This window comes from Nocardioides sp., from assembly GCF_036503465.1.
Taxonomy (GTDB): domain Bacteria; phylum Actinomycetota; class Actinomycetes; order Propionibacteriales; family Nocardioidaceae; genus Nocardioides.
In genome coordinates, this window is the sequence record NZ_DASXWU010000046.1 from 82,774 (window position 1) to 98,122 (window position 15,349).

The 15,349-nt window shown below is 71.0% G+C and carries 13 protein-coding genes; 8 read left to right on the top strand and 5 right to left on the bottom strand.

Annotation, left to right across the window (positions count from 1 at the left end; genetic code table 11):
* Positions 1-223: 223 nt before the first annotated feature.
* Positions 224-1,570 carry a M20/M25/M40 family metallo-hydrolase gene (locus VGK78_RS08200; protein WP_331527108.1) on the top strand — a complete coding sequence of 449 codons (1,347 nt, stop codon included), beginning with the start codon at positions 224-226 and terminating at the stop codon, positions 1,568-1,570.
* Positions 1,571-1,573: 3 nt separating this feature from the next.
* On the opposite strand, the gene VGK78_RS08205 is transcribed toward VGK78_RS08200, so the two are convergent.
* Together VGK78_RS08205 and VGK78_RS08210 are read right to left on the bottom strand one after the other, a co-directional pair.
* Positions 1,574-1,804 carry a DUF5703 family protein gene (locus tag VGK78_RS08205; RefSeq protein ID WP_331527109.1) on the bottom strand — a complete coding sequence of 77 codons (231 nt, stop codon included), beginning with the start codon at positions 1,802-1,804 and terminating at the stop codon, positions 1,574-1,576.
* Positions 1,805-1,807: 3 nt separating this feature from the next.
* A complete protein-coding gene (locus tag VGK78_RS08210; protein ID WP_331527111.1) occupies positions 1,808-2,755 on the bottom strand; it encodes an aldo/keto reductase in 948 nt (315 codons plus the stop codon).
* A gap of 112 nt (positions 2,756-2,867) precedes the next feature.
* On the opposite strand from VGK78_RS08210, the gene VGK78_RS08215 reads away from it, so the two are divergent.
* Complete coding sequence (locus tag VGK78_RS08215; protein ID WP_331527112.1) at positions 2,868-3,695, top strand: undecaprenyl-diphosphate phosphatase; 828 nt, start codon at positions 2,868-2,870, stop codon at positions 3,693-3,695.
* 6 nt (positions 3,696-3,701) lie between these two features.
* Here VGK78_RS08215 and corA read toward each other — a convergent pair whose 3' ends face one another.
* Complete coding sequence (corA, locus tag VGK78_RS08220) at positions 3,702-4,682, bottom strand: magnesium/cobalt transporter CorA (RefSeq protein ID WP_331527113.1); 981 nt, start codon at positions 4,680-4,682, stop codon at positions 3,702-3,704.
* Between the two features lie 79 nt (positions 4,683-4,761).
* On the opposite strand from corA, the gene VGK78_RS08225 reads away from it, so the two are divergent.
* From VGK78_RS08225 to mshC, 4 genes are read left to right on the top strand one after another with little or no spacing between them, the layout of a single operon-like run.
* Positions 4,762-5,493, top strand: a complete 732-nt coding sequence (locus tag VGK78_RS08225) for an MSMEG_4193 family putative phosphomutase (protein ID WP_331527114.1) — start codon at positions 4,762-4,764, stop codon at positions 5,491-5,493.
* 43 nt (positions 5,494-5,536) lie between these two features.
* Positions 5,537-6,091 carry a DUF3090 domain-containing protein gene (locus VGK78_RS08230; protein WP_331527115.1) on the top strand — a complete coding sequence of 185 codons (555 nt, stop codon included), beginning with the start codon at positions 5,537-5,539 and terminating at the stop codon, positions 6,089-6,091.
* A gap of 13 nt (positions 6,092-6,104) precedes the next feature.
* The gene (locus tag VGK78_RS08235; RefSeq protein ID WP_331527116.1) at positions 6,105-6,878 is read left to right on the top strand and encodes an SCO1664 family protein; all 774 of its coding nucleotides are present in this window, start codon (positions 6,105-6,107) and stop codon (positions 6,876-6,878) included.
* Positions 6,879-6,920: 42 nt separating this feature from the next.
* Positions 6,921-8,156: a cysteine--1-D-myo-inosityl 2-amino-2-deoxy-alpha-D-glucopyranoside ligase gene (gene mshC, locus VGK78_RS08240; RefSeq protein ID WP_331527117.1), complete on the top strand. Its 1,236-nt coding sequence runs from the start codon at positions 6,921-6,923 to the stop codon at positions 8,154-8,156.
* A 72-nt stretch (positions 8,157-8,228) separates the two neighbouring features.
* On the opposite strand, the gene VGK78_RS08245 is transcribed toward mshC, so the two are convergent.
* Together VGK78_RS08245 and VGK78_RS08250 are read right to left on the bottom strand one after the other, a co-directional pair.
* Positions 8,229-9,077, bottom strand: a complete 849-nt coding sequence (locus tag VGK78_RS08245) for a PAC2 family protein (RefSeq protein ID WP_331527118.1) — start codon at positions 9,075-9,077, stop codon at positions 8,229-8,231.
* A 46-nt stretch (positions 9,078-9,123) separates the two neighbouring features.
* Entirely contained in the window at positions 9,124-10,497 is a 1,374-nt protein-coding gene (locus VGK78_RS08250) for an aspartate aminotransferase family protein (protein WP_331527119.1), read from the bottom strand.
* 174 nt (positions 10,498-10,671) lie between these two features.
* Here VGK78_RS08250 and VGK78_RS08255 point away from each other — a divergent pair, with 174 nt between their 5' ends.
* Positions 10,672-11,682 (top strand): hypothetical protein, encoded by a 1,011-nt coding sequence (locus tag VGK78_RS08255; RefSeq protein ID WP_331527120.1) that lies wholly within the window; start codon positions 10,672-10,674, stop codon positions 11,680-11,682.
* A gap of 149 nt (positions 11,683-11,831) precedes the next feature.
* Positions 11,832-15,349 (top strand): methionine synthase (metH, locus tag VGK78_RS08260; RefSeq protein ID WP_331527121.1); only part of this gene is annotated, 3,518 nt, incomplete at its 3' end.

Here is a 15,349-nt window from a genome sequence, read left to right on the forward strand (position 1 = left end):
GCAACGGTGCCCCCTGTTCCTCACATCGGCAACAAGCCTGGATCCACCGATTTGCGGCGTCGCGAGCGTCAGAAGATGGGCGCGCTGGCAAGGCCCGGGCGCGAGCGTCGTACTGGTTGTCCGTTGAGCGCCCGCAACGCCGCAAGTGCCCCATGTGTTGACGCGCAGCAGTCGGTAATCGGTGGATCCAGGCTTCTGCGCCTCGGGTGTCAGGATGGGAGGCATGGCAGAGGACCGCGAGCGGACGTCGTACGACCCTTCCTACGACCCGGGAGGCGAGGTCGTGGAGCTGTGCCGGGACCTGATCCGGATCGACACCTCGAACTACGGCGACGACTCCGGGCCGGGGGAACGCAAGGCCGCCGAGCACGTCGCGGCCCTGCTCGACGAGGTCGGCATCGGGTCCGAGCTTTTCGAGTCCGAGCCGGGACGGACCTCGCTCATCGCGCAGTGGGGCGGCGCGGGGAGCGGGCCGGGCTCTGACCGGGGAGCGCTGCTGGTGCACGGCCACCTTGACGTCGTCCCCGCGGCGGCCGAGGACTGGCAGGTCCATCCCTTCTCGGGAGAGATCCGGGACGGCTACCTCTGGGGCCGCGGTGCGGTGGACATGAAGGACTTCGACGCGATGCTGCTCTCCGTGGTGCGCGCACGGACCCGGGCCGGCGCCGTCCCGGAGCGGCCGGTCGTGCTCTGCTTCACCGCCGACGAGGAGGCGGGCGGACACCGCGGCGCACAGGTGCTGGTGGACGACCACGCCGACCACCTGGCGCACTGCACCGAGGCCATCGGGGAGGTCGGTGGGTTCAGCACGAGCATCAGGGGGCAGCGGCTGTACCTGATCGAGGCCGCCGAGAAGGGCATGGCCTGGATGAGGCTGACCGCCCGCGGCCGCGCGGGCCACGGGTCGATGATCAACGACGAGAACGCGGTCAGCCGGCTCGCGGAGGCGGTGGCCCGGATCGGGACGTACGAGTGGCCGGTCCGGCTCACGCCCGCCATGGAGACCCTGCTCGCCGCAGTCGGCGAGATCGCCGGCACCGCGGCCAACCCCGAGAACGCCGAGGCACTGGTGGAGGAGTTCGGAGGCGCCGCCCGGATGATGGGAGCGGTCATCCGCAACACCGCCAACCCGACGATGCTGCAGGCGGGATACAAGGTGAACGTCATCCCCACGGAGGCGACGGCGCACGTCGACGGCCGTTTCCTCCCCGGTTACGAGGACGAGTTCTTCGACACCGTCGCCGAGCTGTGCGGGGAGGGCATCGAGCGGTCCTACCTGTCCCACCAGCAGCCGTGGGAGACGCCGTACGACGGGGACCTCGTCGACGCGATGACCCGGTGCCTGCTCGCGGAGGACCCGGAGGGGCGGGTCGCGCCCTTCCTGATGAGCGGCGGGACCGACGCCAAGCACTTCCGCAAGCTCGGGCTGCGCAGCTACGGCTTCACCCCGCTGCGACTGCCCCCCGACCTCGACTTCACCGCGCTGTTCCACGGTGTCGACGAGCGCGTGCCGGTCGACGCGCTCACCTTCGGGGCGCGGGTCCTCGACCGCTTCCTGGACGAGATCTAGGCCCTAGTCCGCGGCGTACAGGGTGGGCCGCATCCGGATGATCTTGCGACGCAGCACCACCCGTCGCGTGCCGTCCGGGGCGACCCGCACCCGGTCGAGCTCCCAGCCTCCGTGCTCGGCCCGGTCGACCAGCATCTTGGCCACGACGTTGCGCGAGAAGTCGCGCGCGATCGTGAGCTTCTCGAACTCCCACTCCACCCCGCGCGACGGCGCACGTCGGAGCGTGGCGGGCACGGCTCAGTCCTCCGAGACATCGTCGAGGGCGGCGACGATCTCCGGTGGCAGGGTCAGCTCCTCGACGCCGAGGGCACCGAGGAGCTGCTTCGCGGTGCGGGCACCCACGATCGGTGCGGTCACGCCCGGCCGGTCGCGGACCCACGCAAGCGCGACCTCGGTCATCGACCAGCCCAGGCCGTCGGCAGCCTTGGCGACGGCCTCGATGACTCCCTGGCACCGGGTGTCGAGGTAGCGCTCGATGAGCCGGCCGTAGGACTCCGACGCGCCGCGGGAGTCGGACGGGATGCCGTTGCGGTACTTCCCGGTGAGGACGCCGTGACCGAGCGGCGACCAGGGCAGGATCCCCAGTCCCAGCGCCGCGGCCGCAGGTACGACGTCGGACTCGATCCGGCGGTTGACCAGGGAGTACTCCATCTGGGTCGAGGCGAGGACCGCCCGGCCGGGAACGGCGCGCTGCCAGGTGGCGGCCTGGGCGGTCTGCCAGCCCGTGTAGTTGGAGACGCCGACGTACGACGCCCTGCCGGTTGCGACGGCGTGGTCGAGGACGGTCATCGTCTCCTCGATGGGCACGCCGTCGACCCACGTGTGCACCTGCCAGAGGTCGACGTGGTCGACGCCGAGTCGGCGTAGAGATGCGTCGAGGTCGGCGAGCAGCCGACCTCGGGAGGCGTAGGTCTCGCGCTCGCCGCGGCGACGCGAGATCCCGCCCTTCGTCGCGATCACGATCTCGTCCCGCGCGACGACGTCACCGATCAGCCGGCCGACCATCTCCTCCGACGCGCCGTCGGCGTACCCGGCCGCCGTGTCGACGAGCGTGCCGCCCGCCTCGGCGAAGGCGATCAACTGGTCACGGGCCTCGTGCTCGTCGGTCTCCCGACCCCACGACATGGTCCCCAGGCCGAGCCGCGAGACCGTGAGGCCCGTGGCGCCGACCGCCCGCTGTTGCATGCGGACAAACCTAACCCCTCGGGGGGGGTGGGCGGCGTGCCCACGACCCGGAGGTCCGCCGGGCCCCTAGCCTTGGCTCCGCCCGACATCCCTCGACGCCGGAAAGCTGCCGATGAACTACTTCGACGCGATCGTCCTCGGCATCGTGGAGGGGCTGACCGAGTTCCTGCCCGTCTCGAGCACGGGTCACCTGACGATCGCCGAGAAGATCCTCGGGCTCGAGGTCGACGACCCGGCGGTGACCGGCTTCACCGCGGTGATCCAGATGGGCGCCATCATGGCGGTGATCGTCTACTTCGTGCGGGACATCGCGAACATCGTGCGGACGTGGGTGCTCGGCCTGGTCAAGCCGGAGTACCGGGGCCATCGGGACTTCCGGATGGGGTGGTACGTCATCGTCGGCACGATCCCGGTCGGCATCGTCGGGCTGGCGTTCAAGGACGTGATCAAGAACGACCTGCGGTCGCTGTGGGTGGTGGCGATCGCCCTGATCGCCTGGAGCGCCGTGATGTGGGCGGCCGAGCGGTCGGCCGCCCAGACGCGGTCGGAGAAGCAGCTCAACCTGACCGACGCGCTGGTGGTCGGGGTCGTCCAGTGCGTCTCCCTGATCCCCGGCGTCTCGCGCTCGGGTGCGACGATCTCGGCCGGGCTGTTCCGGGGGCTGGACCGGGTCACGGCCACCCGGCTCTCGTTCTTCCTGTCCATCCCGGCGCTGCTCGCCGCCGGCCTCTTCGAGCTGAAGGACGCGCTCGGTGGTGACATCGGCGTGGGGGAGACCGTGGCCGGGACCGTGGTCGCGTTCGTCGTGGCCTACGCCTCGATCGCCTGGCTGTTGCGCTTCGTCGCCCACCACCCGATCACGTGGTTCGTGCCGTACCGGGTCGGGCTGGGTGCGCTGTTGCTCGCCCTGCTGGCCAGCGGGGTCATGTCGGCGACGTGACCTGGGTCAGAGCCACCCGGAGCGCTTGAACCAGAGCCAGAGCACGGCGCACGAGGCCGCCATGAGGGCGATGGCGTAGGGGTAGCCGTATCGCCAGGACAGCTCGGGCATGTGCTGGAAGTTCATCCCGTAGACCCCGGCGATCAGGGTCGGCACCACGACGATCGCGGCAGCAGCGGAGATCTTGCGCATGTCCTCGTTCTGCTGGACCGAGATCTGCGCCAGGTGGGCGTCGAACGCCGTGGAGAGCAACTGGTCGAGGCCGTCGACGGTCTCGGCGACCCGGTTCAGGTGGTCGAGCACGTCGCGGAAGAACGGCGCGGACTCCTCGTCGATGCCCGGGACGGCGCCGGTGGCGAAGCGGCGCATCGGCTCGCGAAGGGGGAGCACGGCGCGGCGGGCCTCCGCGATCTCGCGCTTGAGGGTGTAGATGCGCGCGGAGTCGTTGGTGCGCTGCGGGGAGAAGACCGAGGTCTCGACCTCGTCGACGTCCTCCTCCAGCGAGCTCATCACCGACAGGTAGCCGTCCACCACCCGGTCGCACACGGCGTACACGACCGCCGACGGACCGTGCGTGAGCACCGCCGACTTGCCCTCCAGGTCGCGGCGCGCGCTGTGCAGCTCGGAGCCGGAGCCGTGCCGGACCGTGATCACGAAGTCGTCCCCGACGAACATGTTGATCTCTCCGGTCTCGACCGCGTCCTCGGCGTCGACGTACCAGAGCGACTTCACGGTCAGGAACAGTGTGTGCTCGTAGCGCTCGAGCTTCGGGCGCTGGTGGGCGGTGAAGGCGTCCTCGACGGCCAGCGGATGCAGCCCGAACTCCTTCTCGACCGTCGACAGCTCCTGCTCGCTCGGCTCGTGCAGCCCGACCCACACGAAGTCGCCGGGCTCGGTGGCCAGCTGGCGCACCCGGCCGAGCTCTTCGGCCGGGACGTCATCCACGATCCGCTTGCCCTGGCGGTAGACGGCGCTGTCCACGATCACGGCTCCACGCTAGTGGTCGTGGTACGCCGCGGCGCGCTGCCGCGCACAGCCTCTCTGCCTCACCTCCTAGTCTCTGTGCATGGCCACCGTGATCCTGCTGCGGCACGGGCGGACCGAGGCGAACGCCTCCGGCACGCTCGCCGGCCGAACTGCCGGCGTCCATCTCGACGACCTCGGCCGCACCCAGGCGACGCGGGCGGGCGACCGGCTGGCGGTCGTCCCTCTCGCCGAGCTCGTCTCGAGCCCGCTCGAGCGGTGCAAGGAGACGGCTCGGGTCGTGGCCGCCCGGCAGGCCCGCCACGACTCGGTGCGGCCCCGCGTCCACAGCGACAAGGGCCTCACCGAGTGCGACTACGGCGAGTGGCAGGGGCGCAAGCTGCGCGAGCTCGCCCGGTCGGCGCTGTGGAAGACCGTGCAGACGAACCCCTCGGCCGCGACGTTCCCGGGTGGCGAGTCGTTGCCGCAGATGCAGGCGCGCGCCGTCGACGCCGTACGTCGTCGCGACGCTGCGGTCGGCAGCGCCCACGGCTCGGACGCGGTCTGGCTGGCGGTCAGCCACGGCGACGTGATCAAGTCCGTCATCGCCGACGCGCTCGGCATGCACCTCGACCTCTTCCAGCGGATCCAGGTAGACCCGGCCTCCATCTCGGTGATCCGCTACACCGACGCCCGGCCGTACGTCCTGGCCACCAACTCTCACGAGGGCGACCTCTCCTGGCTCGCCCCGAAGCACCGCAGGAAGCGGACCCGCAGCCGGGCCGACCAGGATGCCCCCGTCGGCGGGGGAGCAGGGCCGGGCACCCCGGCCTGAGCGGCTCAGCCTCGTCTTCCCAGCGCTGCATAAGGTGGTCCTCATGCCGGTGATCCACGAGTTCGACCCGCCCGAGCGTTTCGTGGCGGGCACCGTCGGCGAGCCGGGTGGACGGACGTTCTTCCTGCAGGCCCGCTCGGGGCAGCGGGTGGTCAGCGTGGCCCTGGAGAAGCAGCAGGTCGCGGTGCTCGCCGAGCGCATCGACGAGCTGCTCGACGAGGTGATGGCCAGCACCGGCAACGAGACGTTGATCCCCGCTGTCGCCCCCGTCGGCCTCGACGACTCCGAACCGCTGGAGCAGCCCATCGACGAGCAGTTCCGGGCGGGCACGATGACGCTGTCGTGGGATCCGGGCATCGCCCGCGTGGTGATCGAGGTGTTCCCGCTGACCGACGCCGCCGACGAGGAGGAGGACACCGAGCCGGAGGAGGTCTTCCTGGTCCGGATCGAGGCCGGCCACGCGCGCGCGTTCGTCAAGCGCGCCGCGCTGGTGCTCGACGCCGGTCGGCCGGACTGCCCGTTCTGCGGCAACCCGATCGACCCCGACGGTCATCTCTGCGTCCGGGCGAACGGCTTCCGCCGTCGCGACCCGTCCTGATGGGGTCACCCCGATGGGCGCCCTGATGGAACGCGGACTCCTCACCGGCGCCCTCACCCTGCACGGCCGGGTGATGCCGGCCTCGAACGCCACCTTCGTCGGAGAGATCGAGGGGCGCCGTGTCGTCTACAAGCCGGTCGCGGGGGAGCGGCCGCTGTGGGACTTCCCCGACGGCACGCTCGCGGAGCGCGAGGAGGCGGCGTACGTCGTCTCCGAGGCGCTCGGCTGGGGCATCGTCCCGCTGACGTTCCGCCGCGACGGCCCGCACGGGCCCGGGATGGTGCAGCTGTGGCAGGAGCCCGACCCGGTCCAGGAGGCGGTGACCCTGGTCCGCGACACCGACGTGCCCGAGGGCTTCCGGTACGTGTTCGAGGGCCTCGACGACCGCGACCAGGTCGTGTCGCTGGTGCACGAGGACACCCCCGAGCTCCGCCGGATGGCGGTCTTCGACGCCGTGATCAACAACGCCGACCGCAAGGGTGGGCATGTGCTCGCGATGACCGGCGGCCACCGGTACGGCGTCGACCACGGCTTGACGTTCCACGTCGAGCACAAGCTCCGGACGGTCCTGTGGGGGTGGGCGGGAGAGCTGCTCACCGACCAGGACCGGGCCAGCCTGGAGCTGCTGTCCGGCCGCCTCGAGGGCGATCTCGGCGACTGCCTGCTCGAGCTGCTCACTCCGCACGAGGTGGAGGCGACCCGGCGCCGGGTCAAGCGGCTCCTGCGCGTCGGCACCCTCCCGGAGCCGGGCCAGGGCTGGCGGGCCATCCCCTGGCCACCGTTCTGACACCCGGCCGAGGCCTCCGCGGGCTGCCGTAGTCTCGCGCGTATGCGCGCCTGGCCCGCCCCGGACCTGCCTGCCCTGCCCGTGACGGCACCGCAGGTGCGGGTGCACGACACCGCCACCGGCGGCCTCGTCGAGACGCGTCCGGACGGTCCGGCGCGCCTCTATGTCTGCGGCATCACGCCGTACGACGCCACCCACATGGGGCACGCCGCCACCTTCGTCGGCTTCGACCTGCTCAACCGGGCGTGGCGCAACGCCGGCCACGACGTGGTGTACGTGCAGAACGTGACCGACGTCGACGACCCCCTCTTCGAGCGGGCCGCCAAGGTGGGGATCGACTGGCGCGAGCTGGCCGCGCGCGAGACCGAGCTGCTCCGGGAGGACCTGACCGCGCTGCGGATCCTGCCGGCCGACCACTTCCCGGGCGCCGAGGAGTCCCTGGACCGGATCGTCGACCTGATCCGGCGGCTCCAGGACGCCGGCGCGATCTACCAGGTGGACGACGACCTCTACTTCTCGGTGGCCGCCGACCCGGCCTTCGGCGACGAGTCCGGGTGGACCCGCGACCAGATGCTGGCGGTGTTCGCCGACCGCGGCGGCGACCCGGACCGGCCCGGCAAGAAGGACCCGCTCGACTGTCTGGTCTGGCGCGCCGAGCGACCCGGCGAGCCGGCCCTGGACAGCGCCCTCGGCCGTGGACGGCCGGGTTGGCACGTCGAGTGCACCGCGATGGCCCTCGACCTCCTCGGCGAGCGCTTCGACGTGCAGGGCGGCGGGACCGACCTCGTCTTCCCGCACCACGAGATGTGTGCATCGGAGGCGCAGGTGCTGACGGGTACGCCGTACGCCCAGGCCTACGTGCACGCCGGGATGGTCGCCTACGACGGCGAGAAGATGTCGAAGTCCAAGGGCAACCTGGTCTTCGTGTCAGCGCTGCGGAACAGCGACGTCGACCCGATGGCGATCCGGCTGACGCTGCTGCGTCACCACTACCGCTCCGACTGGGAGTGGACCGACTCCCAGCTCTGGGAGTCGGTCGACCTGCTGGAGAAGTGGCGCCGGGCCGTCGCCGTCGGCAGCGGGGCACCGGCCGTGCCGGTCGTGGAGCGCGTGCTCGCCGCGCTGGCTGAGGACCTCGACGCGCCGGCGGCGGTGGCTGCTGTGGATGCCTGGGCGGACGCGACGCTCGGCACCACCGGCCTCGCCGACACCAGCGACGGCGAGGCCGGCGCCACCGTCAGGACCCTGCTGGACGCCGCGCTCGGACTGGCGCTGTGACCGCTCTTCCCGGTCGTCCGCTTCACAGGCCTCCGGGGGTGCCGCTCAGGCGGACGACCCCAAGGGTGCGGATCAGCCGTCCTCCGTACGACGCTTGAGGTACCGCTCGAACTCCCGCGCGATCGCCTCGCCGCTCGCCTCGGGAAGGTCGGCGGTGTCGCGGGTCTCCTCCAGGGCACGGACGTAGTCCGCGACGTCCTCGTCCTCCTCGGCGAGCTCGTCGACGCCGCGTTCCCACGCGCGGGCATCCTCGGGCAGCTCGCCGAGCGGGATGCTGCACTCGAGCAGCTCCTCCAGCTGTCCGATCAGTGCCAAGGTCGCCTTGGGGCATGGTGGTTGAGCCACGTAGTGCGGCACCGCCGCCCAGTACGACACCGCCGGTACGTCGAGCCGCACGCAGGCGTCCTGGAAGACGCCGACGATGCCGGTCGGGCCCTCGTAGGTCGACTGCTCGAGCTTCAGCCGGTCGACCAGGTCGGGTTCTGTGGCGGTGCCCGACACCGGGATCGGGCGGGTGTGCGGGGTGTCGGCCAGGAGCGCCCCGAGCGTCACCACGAGCTCGCCGCCGAGGTCGTCGCACGCGGCGAGCAGCTCGGCGCAGAACTGGCGCCAGCGCATGTTCGGCTCGATGCCCCGGATCAGGATCACGTCGCGGTCGAGCTCGGGCGGGGAGGCGACGGCGATCTGGGTGCTGGGCCAGGTGATCCGACGGTGTCCGAGCTCGTCGCTGCCGACGACCGGGCGGTTCACCTGGAAGTCGTAGAACTCCTCGGGATCGATCGCACCGATCACCCGCGCGTCCCAGACCCTGATCAGGTGGTCGATCACCGCCGAGGCCGCGTCCGCCGCGTCGTTCCAGCCCTCGAAGGCCGCGATCACCACGGGTTCGACCAGGTCGTCGATCTCCTCGATCTCGATCACCCGGCAACCCTACGCGGGAACGGGAAGTCCTCGCGCCGGTGAGCCGTCACCCGGTCACGGCCCGCTGCGCCAGCCGCCGGCCGAAGTCCCAGACCCACCCGCTGCTGCGGTTCGCCTGCTCGATCACGTCGGCGAGCGCGTCGACGAACACGTCGACCTCGGCCTCGCCGATGGTGAGCGGAGGCAGCAGCTTGAGGACCTCCATGTGGTCACCCGCGACCTGGGTGAGGATCCGGTGCCGGTGGTAGAGCGCACCGACGACCATCTGGGTGAAGAGGCCACGACGGACCGCGCGGAGCATCGTCCACTGGCTCCGCAGCCGCAGGGCTCGCGGCTGGCCGAACTCGATGCCGACCATCAGGCCCCGCCCGCGTACGTCGCAGATCAGGTCCTCCTGTGTGGCCAGCTCCTGCAGCCGCTGGGTCAGCAGGCGTCCGGTGCGGTCGGCGTTCGCCACCAGCTGCTCCTCGTCCAGCACCGCCAGCGTGGCCAGCCCGGCCGCCATGGCCAGGGCGTTGCCCGCGAACGTGGACGCGTGGACGAACGCCCGGTCCATGGAGGAGTACACCCGGTCGAAGATCCAGGCCCGGGCGAGCGTCGCGGCCACCGGCACGAACCCTCCGGACAACGCCTTCGCGACGGTCACGATGTCGGGCTGTACGTCGTCCTGCTCGTAGGCGAGGAACGTGCCGGTGCGGCCGACCCCGGTCTGCACCTCGTCGCAGATCAGCAGCGCGCCGTACCGGTGCAGCAGCTCGCGCGCGGCAGCGAGGTAGCCGGGAGGCACCACGTGCACCCCCTTGCCCTGCACCGGCTCCACCACCAGCGCGGCGACCTCCCGGCTCCGCAGCTCGCGCTCGAGGGCGTCGAGGTCCCCGAACGGCACGGAGACGTCCGGCAGCAGGGGATCGAACCCAGCCCGGAACTCGCGGCCGCCGTTGACGGAGAGGGAGCCCACGGTGACTCCGTGGTAGGCGTGCTCGCAGTAGGCGATCCGGGTCCTGCCCGTGGCCGCCCGCGCGAACTTCAGTGCCGCCTCGACGGCCTCGGTGCCGCTGTTGCAGAAGAAGACCCGGTCCATGCCCGGGGAGCGCGCGACCAGCTCCCGGGCGAGGAGCCCCGGCAGCAGCGGGGCGTCCATCTGGACGAGATCCGCGAACCCGGCGTCGAGCGCCTGTTGCAGGGCGTGGCGGACCACCGGATGGTTCCGCCCGATGCCGTAGACCCCGAAGCCCGCCAGCAGGTCCAGGTATCGGACGCCGTCGTCCGCGGTGACCCAGCACCCCTCGCCGTGCTGGTAGACGGTGTCGAAGCCGATCGTGTGCAGCATGCGGGGCACCTGCCGGTTGAGGTGCTGACCGTGCAGCTCGTAGCCCTCACCGCTGTGCGCGGCCACCAGACCGGCCAGGTCGAACGCCACGCCAACCTCCTACGGACGCGATGCGCCTGCCGGGACGTTACGCCCCCTCGTTCCCCGATACCCGAACCGGGCCGAGCCAAGCGGTCGATCGGACGGCGCATGAATTTCCTTATCACCGGAAACCTGACCAGAACCTGACGACGGTTTGCCGGCAGCGGGGAGGGAGGTGCCGCGATGAGCTGGTTGTCCGGGAACGCCCTGGAGCTCCGCCCACGCACCGTGGTGGCCCTGCTGCTCGTGATGCTGGGTCTCCAGCTGGCCGCCGGGATCGGCCTGGCGTGGGTGGCCGGCTTCGACGCGGTGCGCGGCGCGCTGGGTCACGTCAGCTGGCCGTGGCTCGGCGTGCTGGTGGGCGCCCTGGGCGCCTCCCTCCTCGGATACCACCAGGCCTACCGCGGGACGCTGTTCGACCATCCGGGATGGTCGCTGCCCAGGAAGCAGACGTGGCCGGTCGTGCTCGCGGGGTTCGGCGGCTTCGTCGCCCACGGGGCCACCCAGGTCGACGTCGCCGCCGCGCGCGCCGCCGGCGCCGACTCGCGTCAGGCCGCGGTCCGTGCCTCCGCCCTCGGTGGGCTCGAGTACGGCGTCCTCGCGCTCGGGGGGTGCGGAGCGGCCATCGCCGTCCTGGTGCTCGGCTTCCCTGAGCCGACACCCGACTTCACGATGCCGTGGGCGGTCATCCCCGTCCCGGGCTTCCTGGTCGGGTTCTGGATCGCGCACCGGTACGCCGAGCGTCTGGCGGGGAGGGCGGGCTGGCGCGACAGGCTCGCCGTCTTCCTCGACTCGATCACCGTCGTACGCCGTCTCTTCGCCCGCCCCATCCGTCGTCCCGCCGCCGTCATGGGGATGGCGTTGTTCTGGGCCGGTGACGGCCTCGCAGCATGGGCCGGGCTCGCGATGTTCGGGGCGACGATGCGCATTGCGCCGTTCGTCGTCGGCTTCGCCACCGGGCTGGTGTTCACCCGACGGACAGGCCCACTCGCCGGTGCCGGCATCGTGGCCGTCGTGCTGCCCCTGACGCTCTGGTACAGCGGGGCTCCGTTGGCGGTCGCGGTGCCCGGCATCTTCGTCTACCACCTGCTCACCCTGTGGTTGCCGCTCCCGGCCTCGCTGGTGACCTGGCCCACCCTGCGGCAGATGGTGCGTGCGAACGCGTCGCAGCCGCCGGAGCGGATCAGCGCGTGACGTCGTCCGAGCCCCGCCGGTCGGGATTTCGCCGGGCGCGCTCGCCGGTGTCACGATGCGGGAACCGGGTCCGCCAGGCGGACGGCCTTTCCTAGGCTGGTGGCCCACGAGAGCGAGGGACGACAGTGCGGGAGTCACAGGGGCCAGCAGTGACGCAGCACCGTCCCGACGCGACCGCAACGCTCACCGACCTGCTGCACGAGCGGATCCTCGTGCTCGACGGGGCGATGGGCACGATGATCCAGGCGCACCGTCTCGACGAGGCCGCCTACCGCGGCGAGCGCTTCGCGTCGTCCGACGACCACCCGGGCGACCTGGGTGGCGACAACGACCTCCTCTCGCTCAGCAACCCCGACGTCATCCGGGCGATCCACGGCGCGTACCTCGAAGCCGGCGCGGACATCATCTGCACGAACACCTTCAACGGGACCCGCATCTCGCAGGCCGACTACGGCCTGGAGGAACTCTGCTACGAGATGAACGTCGCGGCCGCGGCGCTGGCTCGCGAGGCGGCCGACGCGGCGTCCACGGGCGACCGGCCGCGCTTCGTCGCGGGGTCGCTCGGACCGACGTCCAAGACCGCGTCGATCTCGCCCGACGTCAACGATCCCGGCGCCCGGAACGTGACCTTCGACGACCTGGTGGCGGCGTACCTCGAGGAGGCGCGCGGCCTCGTCGACGGGGGCGCGGACATACTGCTGATCGAGACGATCTTCGACACGCTGAACGCCAAGGCCGCGATCTTCGCCGTCGAGACGCTGTTCGAGGAGCACGACCGCCGGTGGCCGGTGATCGTCTCGGGCACGATCACCGACGCCAGTGGGCGCACGCTGTCCGGCCAGGTCACCGAGGCGTTCTGGAACTCGATCCGCCACGTGCGGCCCCTCGCGGTCGGGCTCAACTGCGCGCTCGGCGCGGAGGACCTGCGGCCGTACGTCGCCGAACTCTCGCGGGTCGCGGACTGCTTCGTCTCCGCCCATCCCAACGCCGGCCTTCCCAACGCCTTCGGGGAGTACGACCAGACGCCGGAGCACATGGCCGAGGTGCTGGGGGAGTTCGCCACCAGCGGGCTGCTCAACATCGTCGGCGGCTGCTGCGGCACAACGGCCGACCACATCGCCGCGATCGCCGACTCGGCCAAGGGCGTCTCGCCGCGGTCGGTCCCGACCATCGCGCCGGCGATGAGGCTCTCGGGGCTCGAGCCGGTGACGATCACCGAGGACAGCCTGTTCGTCAACGTCGGCGAGCGCACGAACATCACCGGGTCGGCGCGCTTCCGGAAGCTGATCAAGGACGGCGACTACGACACGGCCCTCTCGGTCGCCGCCCAGCAGGTCGAGGCCGGTGCGCAGGTCATCGACGTGAACATGGACGAGGGGATGATCGACGGGGTCGCGGCGATGGACCGCTTCCTCAAGCTGATCGCCTCCGAGCCCGACATCTCACGCGTCCCGGTGATGGTCGACTCCTCGAAGTGGGAGGTGATCGAGGCCGGCCTGAAGTGCGTGCAGGGCAAGGCCATCGTCAACTCGATCTCGATGAAGGAGGGGGAGGACTCCTTCCGCGAGCAGGCCCGGCTCTGTCGCAAGTACGGCGCCGCGGTCGTCGTGATGGCGTTCGACGAGGAGGGTCAGGCCGACAACCTCGAGCGACGTACGGCGGTGTGCGAGCGGGCGTATCGGATCCTCACCGAGCAGGTGGGCTTCCCGCCCGAGGACATCATCTTCGACCCCAACGTGTTCGCGATCGCAACCGGCATCGAGGAGCACGCGTCGTACGGCCGCGACTTCATCGAGGCGACCCGCTGGATCAAGCAGCACCTGCCCGGCGCCCTGGTGTCGGGCGGCATCTCCAACGTCAGCTTCTCGTTCCGCGGCAACAACCCGGTGCGGGAGGCGATCCACGCGGTGTTCCTGTACCACGCGATCGAGGCCGGTCTCGACATGGGCATCGTCAACGCCGGCGCCCTCGTCGTCTACGACCAGGTGGACCCCGAGCTGCGCGAGCGGATCGAGGACGTCGTCCTCAACCGCCGCCCCGACGCCGGCGAACGGCTGCTCGAGATCGCCGAGCGGTTCAACGTCGCCGCAGGCGAGACCGAGGAGGCCGCCGAGGAGTGGCGCGAGCTGCCGCTCCGGGAGCGGATCACGCACTCCCTGGTGAAAGGCATCGACACCTGGATCGAGGGCGACACCGAGGCCCTGCGCCAGGAGATCGCGAGCGACGGCGGCCGCCCGATCGAGGTGATCGAGGGGCCGTTGATGGACGGCATGAACGTCGTCGGCGACCTGTTCGGCGCCGGCAAGATGTTCCTGCCCCAGGTCGTGAAGAGCGCCCGGGTGATGAAGAAGGCCGTGGCCCACCTCATCCCGTTCATCGAGGAGGAGAAGGCCAAGGACCCGGAGCTGGCCAAGCAGAAGGACACCAACGGCACCATCGTCACCGCCACGGTCAAGGGCGACGTCCACGACATCGGGAAGAACATCGTCGGCGTCGTGCTGCAGTGCAACAACTACGAGGTGATCGACCTCGGGGTGATGGTGCCGGCGCAGAAGATCCTCGACACCGCACGCGAGGTCGGTGCCGACGCGATCGGCCTGTCCGGGCTGATCACGCCGAGCCTGGACGAGATGGTCAACGTCGCCGGCGAGATGCAGCGCCAGGGCTTCACCCTGCCGCTGCTCATCGGCGGCGCGACCACGTCGCGGGCGCACACGGCGGTCAAGGTCGACCCGAAGTACGACGGCCCGGTGGTCTGGGTGAAGGACGCCTCACGGTCGGTCCCGGTGACGGCCGCGCTCCTGCACGAGACCAACCGGGACAAGCTGCTGGCCGACGTCAAGGCCGACTACGACTCGCTGCGGGCCCGCCACGCCGCCAAGAACGACCGGCCGCTGGCGACCTTGGAGGACGCCCGCGCCGCGCGCACCCCGATCGAGTGGCAGGGGTATCGCCCGCCGCGGCCACACCTGTTGCTCCAGCAGGACCACGACATCTCGCCGATCACCGGCCGGCGGGGCGCGACCCAGCACGTCAGGGTGTTCCGCAACGCCGACCTGTCCGACATCCGTCGCTACATCGACTGGCAGCCGTTCTTCAACGCCTGGGAGATGAAGGGCTCGTTCCCCGAGATCCTGGAGGACACCGACGACGGCTCGGACTCCGGCGAGACCGCCCGCAAGCTGTACGACGACGCGCAGCGGATGCTCGACCGGCTGATCGACGAGAAGTGGCTGACCGCGCACGGCGTGGTCGGGCTGTTCCCGGCCAACTCCGTCGGCGACGACATCGAGGTGTACCTCGACGAGTCGCGCGGCGACCCGCACGCCGTACTCCACCAGCTGCGGCAGCAGGGCGCCCACCGGGCCGGCGTACCCAACCGTTCGCTGGCCGACTACGTCGCGCCGAAGGAGACCGGCCTCAAGGACTACGTCGGGCTGTTCGCGGTGACCGCGGGTCTGGGCAGCCAGGAGAAGATCCTGGAGTTCAAACAAGACCTCGACGACTACTCCGGGATCCTGCTCGAGTCACTGGCCGACCGGCTCGCCGAGGCGTTCGCCGAGCGGATGCACGAGCGGGTGCGTCGCGAGCTCTGGGGCTACGCCCCCGACGAGCACCTCGACAACCGGCAGCTGATCAAGGAGCAGTACGCCGGCATCCGGCCCGC